Source organism: Plesiomonas sp. (assembly GCF_051650925.1).
Taxonomy (GTDB): Bacteria; Pseudomonadota; Gammaproteobacteria; order Enterobacterales; family CAMTGL01; genus Plesiomonas.
Map to the genome: position 1 here is coordinate 1 of NZ_JBOFRH010000535.1, position 7,772 is coordinate 7,772.

Below are 7,772 nucleotides of genomic sequence, written 5' to 3' on the forward strand. Positions count from 1 at the left end.
TGATCGGCGCCATCCAGCGAACTAATGCTTCGGCAATGTGATACAGCGCAGTTTGACAGCTACGGCGGGCAATGCCGTCGGTCTTCGCGGTGTACTGACGATCTTTGATGATATCCAGATAGAATGAACCCATCTCAACTGAGCAGAACTGCATGAGACGCTGAACCACCATGTGGAAATCATACGCTTCATACGCTTGCATGATCTCTGCTTGCGCCGCTTGCGCACGGCCAACTGCCCAACGGTCAAGTACGACCATATCTTCTGGTTGCACGCTGTGCAGCTTAGGATCAAAACCGTTCAGGTTCGCTAGCAGGAAACGGGCCGTATTACGGATACGACGGTACGCATCCGCAGAACGCTTGAGGATCTCATCGGACACGGCCATTTCAGCGGTATAATCTGTAGAGGCTACCCACAGACGCAGAATATCACCGCCGAGTTTGTTCATCACATCTTGTGGGCTAACCACGTTGCCGACGGATTTCGACATTTTGCGGCCCTGACCATCCACGGTAAAACCGTGGGTCAGCACTTCGCGGTATGGCGCTGTGCCTTTCATCGCAGTGGAGATCATCAATGATGACATGAACCAGCCACGGTGTTGATCCGATCCTTCCAGATACAGATCCGGCGTATGGCCGTTGAACTCAGGGCGAGCATCAACCACAGACGAGTGTGTTGAACCGGAGTCAAACCAGACATCAAGGGTATCTGGCACTTTGACGTAATCGGCAGCATCTGCACCCAAAATTTCACTTGGGTCAAGATCCCACCACGCCTGAATACCTTTCTCCGCCACGCGCTTAGCAACCTCTTCCATCAGCTCAACAGAGCGTGGATGCAGCACTTCGGTATCTTTGTGTACGAACAGCGCCAAAGGTACGCCCCACGTACGCTGACGTGAAATACACCAGTCTGGACGGTTGGCCACCATCGTTTCAATGCGCGCCTGACCCCAATCAGGGATCCACTTCACATCTTTAATTTCGCCCAGCGCCTTTTGACGCAGACCCGCTTGTTCCATGCTAATAAACCACTGTGGCGTTGCACGGAAAATGATCGGGGTTTTATGACGCCAGCAGTGTGGATAGCTGTGCAGGAACTTTTCAAAATGTAGCAACGCGCCACGTTCACGCAGAACATCAAGCACGGCATCATTGGCTTTAAACACTGACTGACCGGCAAACAGCGGCGTTTCTGGCAGATACGTACCATCAGGCGCAACCGGATTGGCCACTTCCAGATGGTATTTTTGTCCGACAACGAAGTCTTCCTGACCATGCCCAGGGGCGGTATGTACCGCACCGGTACCGGCATCAGTGGTGACGTGCTCACCTAAAATAATCGGCACATCAAAATCATAGAACGGGTGCTTAACGCGCAATAGCTCTAAATCTGCACCAACACAGGTAGCCAGTACAGTTGAGTCGGTAATGCCGGCGCGCTGTAGAACGCTTTCCGCCAGAGCGCTAGCCAGAATCAGACGCTCATCACCCGCCTGAATCAGCTGATATTCAAGGTCGGCATTGAGTGCAACAGCACGGTTGGCCGGCAGTGTCCACGGGGTGGTTGTCCAGATAACCACGGAGATGGTGCCATTACCTGCTTGCGTGCCGAATTTTGCCAGTACCGCAGCTTCATCAACGGCATGAAAACGCACGTCAATTGACGGTGACGTTTTGTCGTAATACTCAACTTCCGCTTCTGCCAGTGCCGAACGACACTCTGTACACCAGTGTACTGGCTTCGCGCCTTTGTGCAGGTGGCCATTACCGACAATTTTTGCCATTGAGCGGATGATATTCGCTTCGGTTGCAAAATCCATTGTCAGGTAAGGGTGATCCCAGTCGCCCAACACGCCTAAACGCATAAAGTCTTTTTTCTGGCCAGCAACTTGCTCGGCAGCATAATCACGGCATGCCTGACGGAACTCTGCTGCCGTGACTTTCTCACCCGGTTTACCGACCAGTTGTTCTACTTTTAGCTCGATCGGTAAGCCGTGGCAATCCCAGCCCGGAATATACGGCGAGTCAAAACCTGACAGACCTTTAGACTTAATAATAATGTCTTTAAGGATCTTGTTTACTGAGTGACCAATGTGAATGTTACCGTTAGCGTACGGTGGGCCATCATGCAGGATGAAGGATTTTTTGCCCTTCTTCGCCTGACGAATTGCACCATACAGATTGTTGTCATACCAACGCTGCAACATACCAGGTTCGCGTTTGGCTAAATCGCCACGCATCGGAAACCCTGTATCCGGAAGGTTCAAAGGGTATTTATTGTCACTCATTGATTCTCGATTCCGTATTTTCGGCAAAAAGAAAGTTAGATCCCGATCGGCAGCTGGAAGTAGCGGCGAGCGGTATTCGCATCCTGTGCAATCTGCGCAGTCAGAGCGTCAAATGAAGCAAAACGCATCTCAGGGCGAATTTTTTCCCGCAGCACCACTTCGAGCTGACGACCGTAAAGATTCAGATTAACATCAAATAGATGGACTTCAAGCTGTTGACGCACGCCATCAACCGTTGGCCGTGTGCCAATATTTGCTACACCAGGCAGAGGGTGCGCCCCCAGCCCAAGGACTTCAACTGCATAAACACCATTGACCGGTGCTACACGGCGTTTTAACGGGATATTCGCCGTCGGAAAACCAATGGTTCTCCCGAGTTTTTTCCCATGTGAAACACGACCACTGATACTGTAAGGGCGACCAAGCAGACGCTCTGCCAGCGCCAAATCATCATGGTGCAGAGCCTGACGAATTGCGGTACTGCTGACGCGCTGTTCACCCACACAATAGCTGTGGCTATTAACAACTTCAAATCCGTACTGGCTACCGGCCTCTTGCAGCATGGCATAATCACCCTGACGCGCCGCGCCAAAACGAAAATCATCACCCACGCCTAAAAAAGCCACACCCAATTTATCCACCAATAAGTGCTGGATAAATGCGTGAGCACTCATTTGCGCAAAATGGTGATTAAAGCTAACACAGAGCAACCTATCAACCCCAGCACGGGCAAGATGCACATATTTATCGCGCAAGCGCATTAAACGTGCGGGTGCCAGTTCCGGTGTAAACAGCTCTTGCGGCTGAGGTTCAAACACCATAACCGTTAACGGTAAATTCAGTGCGCGCGCTTTGGCTTTTACTTGTTGCAAAACCGCCTGATGACCTAGGTGTACGCCATCAAAGTTACCAATAGTTAACACACAGCCATGATGCTGAGGTTTAATATTTTGAATACCGCGTATCAGCTCCATGGGTACATCACCCTGTCAGCTCTGCCATTAAAGAGAGAAAATAGCTGTCGATTATACCGCATTCGAGGCATTTGTCTTAGTTGGCAATGTCAGTATCTGCACGTAAATGGCGCGGACGCACCCCCAGCAGCAGCAGCAAAACCACATAGACTACCGCAGCCAAACCAATCAGGCCGGCTAACCACGCCATACGTAACATATTATTTTGAACCTGCCAGACGGCAATATCCGGCATAACCCAGAACAAGGTTGCAGCCATACCCAGCCCAGCAACCGCGACTTTGGCTATCAACAACCAGCTTTGGCGGCTAAATTTATAGACATTGGCCGCGGATAAACCGCGATACAACAACCACGCATTCAATGTACCCGACATCGCCGAGGCAATCGCCAGCCCGACATAGCTAAAAGGGATCGCCAGCAGGTTAAAGCCCATATTACTGACCATCGAAATGATGCCGTAGCGGACCGGAGTTTTGGTATCCTGACGAGCATAATAGCCTGGCGCCAAGACTTTAATCAGCATGAAGCTGACCAAACCACAGTTAAATGCCAGCAATGAAAGGGAAGCGGCATTAACATCGGCAAAAGTAAACTCTCCGCGCATAAAGAGCACCATCATCATCGGCTTGGCCAGAACTGCGATACCACACATGGCCGGCACGCCGAGCAAAAAGATCATGCGTACGCCCCAATCCATGGTTTTTGCAAAGTGCTCACCCGAGCTTTCGTTATGTCGGCGCGACAAGGCTGGCAAAATGACTGTAGCAATCGCAATACCAAATAACCCAAGCGGAAACTCCAACAAACGATCAGAGTAGTAGAGATAACTGATAGAGCCGGTCATCAAGAAACTGGCAATAAAGGTATCTAACAGCAGGTTAATCTGGCTGACCGACACCCCAAACAGTGCTGGGATCATCAGGGTACGGATTTTTTTTACCCCCGGATCATTCCATGCCCACTTAGGCTTCACCAGCAAACCGGCCTTTTTCATATAAGGGATTTGAAATAAGAACTGGAATAAACCGCCCAGAAAAATACCGATCGCCAGACCAATTTCAGGATATTGGGTATGCGGAGCGATCCAGATTGCCGCACCAATCATGGCAACATTCAGTAAAACCGGCGAAAAAGCCGCCACCCCGAACTGACCAAGGGTATTTAAGATGGCACCAGAGAGCGCAACAAGCGTAATAAACCACAGATAAGGAAAGGTGATTTTCAGCAGTAATGACGCTAACTCATATTTACCGGCATCTGGCCCGCCCTGTAGCCAGTCAATAAACCACCCTGTACCAAACAGAGCTGCAACAACCGGCGAGCCGACCATTGCCAGTACAGTGACGAGGGTGATTAATCCACCCAGCGTACCGGAGACTTTGGCGACAAACTCTTGTGTCTTGGAAAGATCGCCCTCTTTTTGGTACTCAGTCAGCACCGGCACGAAAGCTTGTGAAAACGCACCCTCGGCAAATAAGCGGCGTAAAAAATTTGGAATGCGGTTAGCAAACAGGAAAACATCGGCAGCGGCACCGGCACCAATCAGGTTGGCAATGACCACATCACGCACTAATCCCAAGACGCGAGATAAGAGTGTCATCGAGCTGACAATCAGCCCTGATTTCAATAAACGTTTACTCAAGATGGATTCACTCGTTGAAATACGTCTCTGACGCTGTATTCCAGCATTAAAAGCTGTTAAAATTGCTCACCATAATAACCGTCATGCGCTGCTTGTACCAGCCTCGGGAAACCGGCGTTTATTTGCACAAATCCATTGACAAAAGAAGGCGAAAAAGGCATAGTCCTCGGCCTTTGAAATGTCCAAAAAAAGTTATATTTGGGAGTTGGACCTTGGCTAATATCAAGTCTGCTAAGAAGCGCGCTGTCCAAGCTGAGAAGCGTCGTCAGCATAACGCTAGCCGTCGCTCCATGATGCGTACTTTCGTTAAGAAAGTATACGCTGCGATCGCGACTGGCAACAAAGAAACTGCAATGACCGCATTTGCGACCATGCAACCTATTCTGGATCGTATGGCAAGCAAAGGCCTGATCCACAAGAACAAGGCTGCTCGTCATAAAGCGAACCTGGTAGCTCAAATCAAAGCAATGTAATCATTGTCTGATTTAAGATATCGAAAAAAAACCGGCATTTATGCCGGTTTTTTTTTCGATAATTTTCATCAATAACCAGAGAATCTCATTTACCTGACGGCTCTCTGTGGTTTATTTGCGTTCATGCGTAAACCTACTCACAGTAACCTCATGGTGAAGATCCACTGCTTTAAGCGGCTTACGCATCCACGTATTCACTAACAGTTGCTGTAGACTCGGGTTGTTCAGCACAATATAAACGGTGCAGAGTGCTAATCACCTCTTTTACCGCATGGCTACTGAGTGAATAGAATACGGTCTGTGCTTCTTTGCGTGTTTTGACTAATCCGTCACGGCGCAGCCATGCCAGATGCTGTGAAAGTGCTGATTGTGAAAGATTTAATCGTTCACTTAGCACACCAACGGATACCTCTTTATCTTGCAAGTGACAAAGGATGAAAAGCCTCTTTTCATTTGCCATAGCCTTTAACAGCATGACGGCTCTCCCTACGTTTTGTTCCATGCTCTCTATCTCTACTGTATTTTTCATCATTTTCTGATTTCTATTATTGTGTTGATTACATGTTGCATGTATTACTGCAAGCGTACGTTAAGCAACTCAGAGCATACAATTGCTACGCGATGAAAACAAATCAGAAAAATCTTCGCTACATACTTGCTGTACTGCCGGATGTTTAATCATACGATCAGCAAAAATAGCAAAGTACTCTTCTGATAGCCCGGTAAGACGGCCTAATTCGACCATATGGTCATCACACACCAGTTCATTAACGTATAAAGATGGAGCAACAAAAATAGCGTTGTGTGCGTTACCAAAGGCTTTCATGAGCGCGGCATCATCAAATTCACCCAATACCTGTACGTCTAAACCTTGTTGATCAATCCAGGTCAGTATTTTTCTGCCTAAGGCAGATCGGCGGCCAGGCATCAGTAATTTACGCTCTTGTAAACAGGCAGGAAACGCGGTGGTAGGGGCGGGTTTACTGCACACGAAACTGATCGCGCACTCCCCTAATTTGACCGAAAATAGCCCTTCATTCTGTGATGAATCTACTGGGCAATCGGACAGGATCATATCCAACTTATGCTGACTTAACTGCTCTAATAGCAGCTCATGTGTTGATTCAAAACAGCGTAAGTGAATCTGTTCATTGGCAGGAATTGCAGCTTGTAATACACGGCTGACTAAGCGTTTAGATAACGCATCGGCAACACCAACATCAAATAAAATATTGGCTTCTTTGCGGTAATTGACAATATCGAGCATCTCTTGGCTTAGAGAGAACATTTTTTCGGCATAACGAAAAACCAACTGACCAAGTTCAGTTGGTTCTAATCCGCGCCCATTACGTTTAAACAATTTCCCGTTAAAACGCAGTTCAAGTGCTCGAATTTGACCGGTTACCGTTTGAGGAGTAATAAACAGCGTTTCTGCTGCTTTAGCAACTGAGCCGTGTTTACATACGGCCCAAAAATAGTACAGGTGATTAAAATTTAAATGCGACATAGCCCCTCTCTATATTGGCTGATGCCGCATCAGTATGCCGCCAGCTCACAGGAATGGCTACCTGCAAATAGCTGACATTTTATGAGAATTTATCTTTTCACTGCCGGCAGAAATATCCGTAATAAGCTGTAGCCAATCACGGCGGCCAGTGTGGAGCCTATCAAAATTCCCAAGCGTGAATAGACACCGTACTCCATGCCCGCATGCTCAAATGCCAACGAAGCAATAAACATCGACATAGTAAAGCCAATACCGCACAGCACTGATACCGCAAAGATCTGCCGGAAATTCACACCATCAGGTAATTTGGCTAAACCAAACTTCACGGAGAGGAAACTAAAAGAGAAAATACCCAACGGTTTACCTAAGAACAAGCCAGCAGCAATACCCAGCGGCAGCGCCGATGTCAGGGCATCTACTGATACGCCTTTTAACGAAACGCCGGCATTGGCAAATGCAAACAGCGGTAATATCAGGTAAGCAACCCATGGGTGCAAGCTATGTTCGATATGCTCAAGCGGCCTTTTACCTTGTGCTTTAAGTGGGATACAAAAGCCCAATACCACACCGGCTAATGTCGCATGTACACCTGATTTTAACAGGCTAACCCACAGCACTAGGCCTACCACCATATACCAACTGATTTTAGCAACACCACGCCGGTTCATCACAATCAGTAGTACGGTTGAGGCAATGGCAATGGCCAACGCAGCAAGCGATAAGTTGCTGGTGTAGAATAGCGCGATGATGACAATGACACCCAAATCATCAATGATTGCCAATGCCAATAAAAAGACTTTCAGGCTGATAGGTACGCGTTTACCCAGCAGCGCCATAATACCAAGCGCAAAAGCAATATCGGTTGCCGCAGGAATAG

At 48.2% G+C, this 7,772-nt stretch carries 7 protein-coding genes; 1 reads left to right on the top strand and 6 read right to left on the bottom strand.

Annotated elements, in window-relative coordinates:
* The 3 genes from ileS to murJ form a co-directional block, all read right to left on the bottom strand.
* Positions 1-2,296 (bottom strand): isoleucine--tRNA ligase (gene ileS, locus ACRC27_RS12740; protein WP_438640041.1); only part of this gene is annotated, 2,296 nt, incomplete at its 3' end.
* 35 nt (positions 2,297-2,331) lie between these two features.
* Positions 2,332-3,270 carry a bifunctional riboflavin kinase/FAD synthetase gene (ribF, locus tag ACRC27_RS12745; protein ID WP_438630659.1) on the bottom strand — a complete coding sequence of 313 codons (939 nt, stop codon included), beginning with the start codon at positions 3,268-3,270 and terminating at the stop codon, positions 2,332-2,334.
* 76 nt (positions 3,271-3,346) lie between these two features.
* The gene (murJ, locus tag ACRC27_RS12750) at positions 3,347-4,915 is read right to left on the bottom strand and encodes a murein biosynthesis integral membrane protein MurJ (RefSeq protein WP_438630657.1); all 1,569 of its coding nucleotides are present in this window, start codon (positions 4,913-4,915) and stop codon (positions 3,347-3,349) included.
* A gap of 212 nt (positions 4,916-5,127) precedes the next feature.
* On the opposite strand from murJ, the gene rpsT reads away from it, so the two are divergent.
* Positions 5,128-5,388 (top strand): 30S ribosomal protein S20, encoded by a 261-nt coding sequence (gene rpsT / locus ACRC27_RS12755; protein WP_438623545.1) that lies wholly within the window; start codon positions 5,128-5,130, stop codon positions 5,386-5,388.
* A gap of 178 nt (positions 5,389-5,566) precedes the next feature.
* Here rpsT and ACRC27_RS12760 read toward each other — a convergent pair whose 3' ends face one another.
* The 3 genes from ACRC27_RS12760 to nhaA form a co-directional block, all read right to left on the bottom strand.
* Positions 5,567-5,863 carry an ArsR/SmtB family transcription factor gene (locus tag ACRC27_RS12760; RefSeq protein WP_438623544.1) on the bottom strand — a complete coding sequence of 99 codons (297 nt, stop codon included), beginning with the start codon at positions 5,861-5,863 and terminating at the stop codon, positions 5,567-5,569.
* Positions 5,864-5,986: 123 nt separating this feature from the next.
* On the bottom strand, positions 5,987-6,895 hold the full coding sequence (gene nhaR, locus ACRC27_RS12765; protein ID WP_438623543.1) for a transcriptional activator NhaR: 909 nt from the start codon (positions 6,893-6,895) through the stop codon (positions 5,987-5,989).
* Positions 6,896-6,984: 89 nt separating this feature from the next.
* A partial coding sequence (gene nhaA / locus ACRC27_RS12770) for a Na+/H+ antiporter NhaA (protein WP_438640042.1) occupies positions 6,985-7,772 on the bottom strand: 788 nt, incomplete at its 5' end.

Bases quoted from the DNA above. Each gene is read 5' to 3' on its own strand.
- nhaR (WP_438623543.1), bottom strand. From the start codon at position 6,895: ATGTCGCATTTAAATTTTAATCACCTGTACTATTTTTGGGCCGTATGT.
- ACRC27_RS12760 (WP_438623544.1), bottom strand. From the start codon at position 5,863: ATGCTGTTAAAGGCTATGGCAAATGAAAAGAGGCTTTTCATCCTTTGT.
- ribF (WP_438630659.1), bottom strand. From the start codon at position 3,270: ATGGAGCTGATACGCGGTATTCAAAATATTAAACCTCAGCATCATGGC.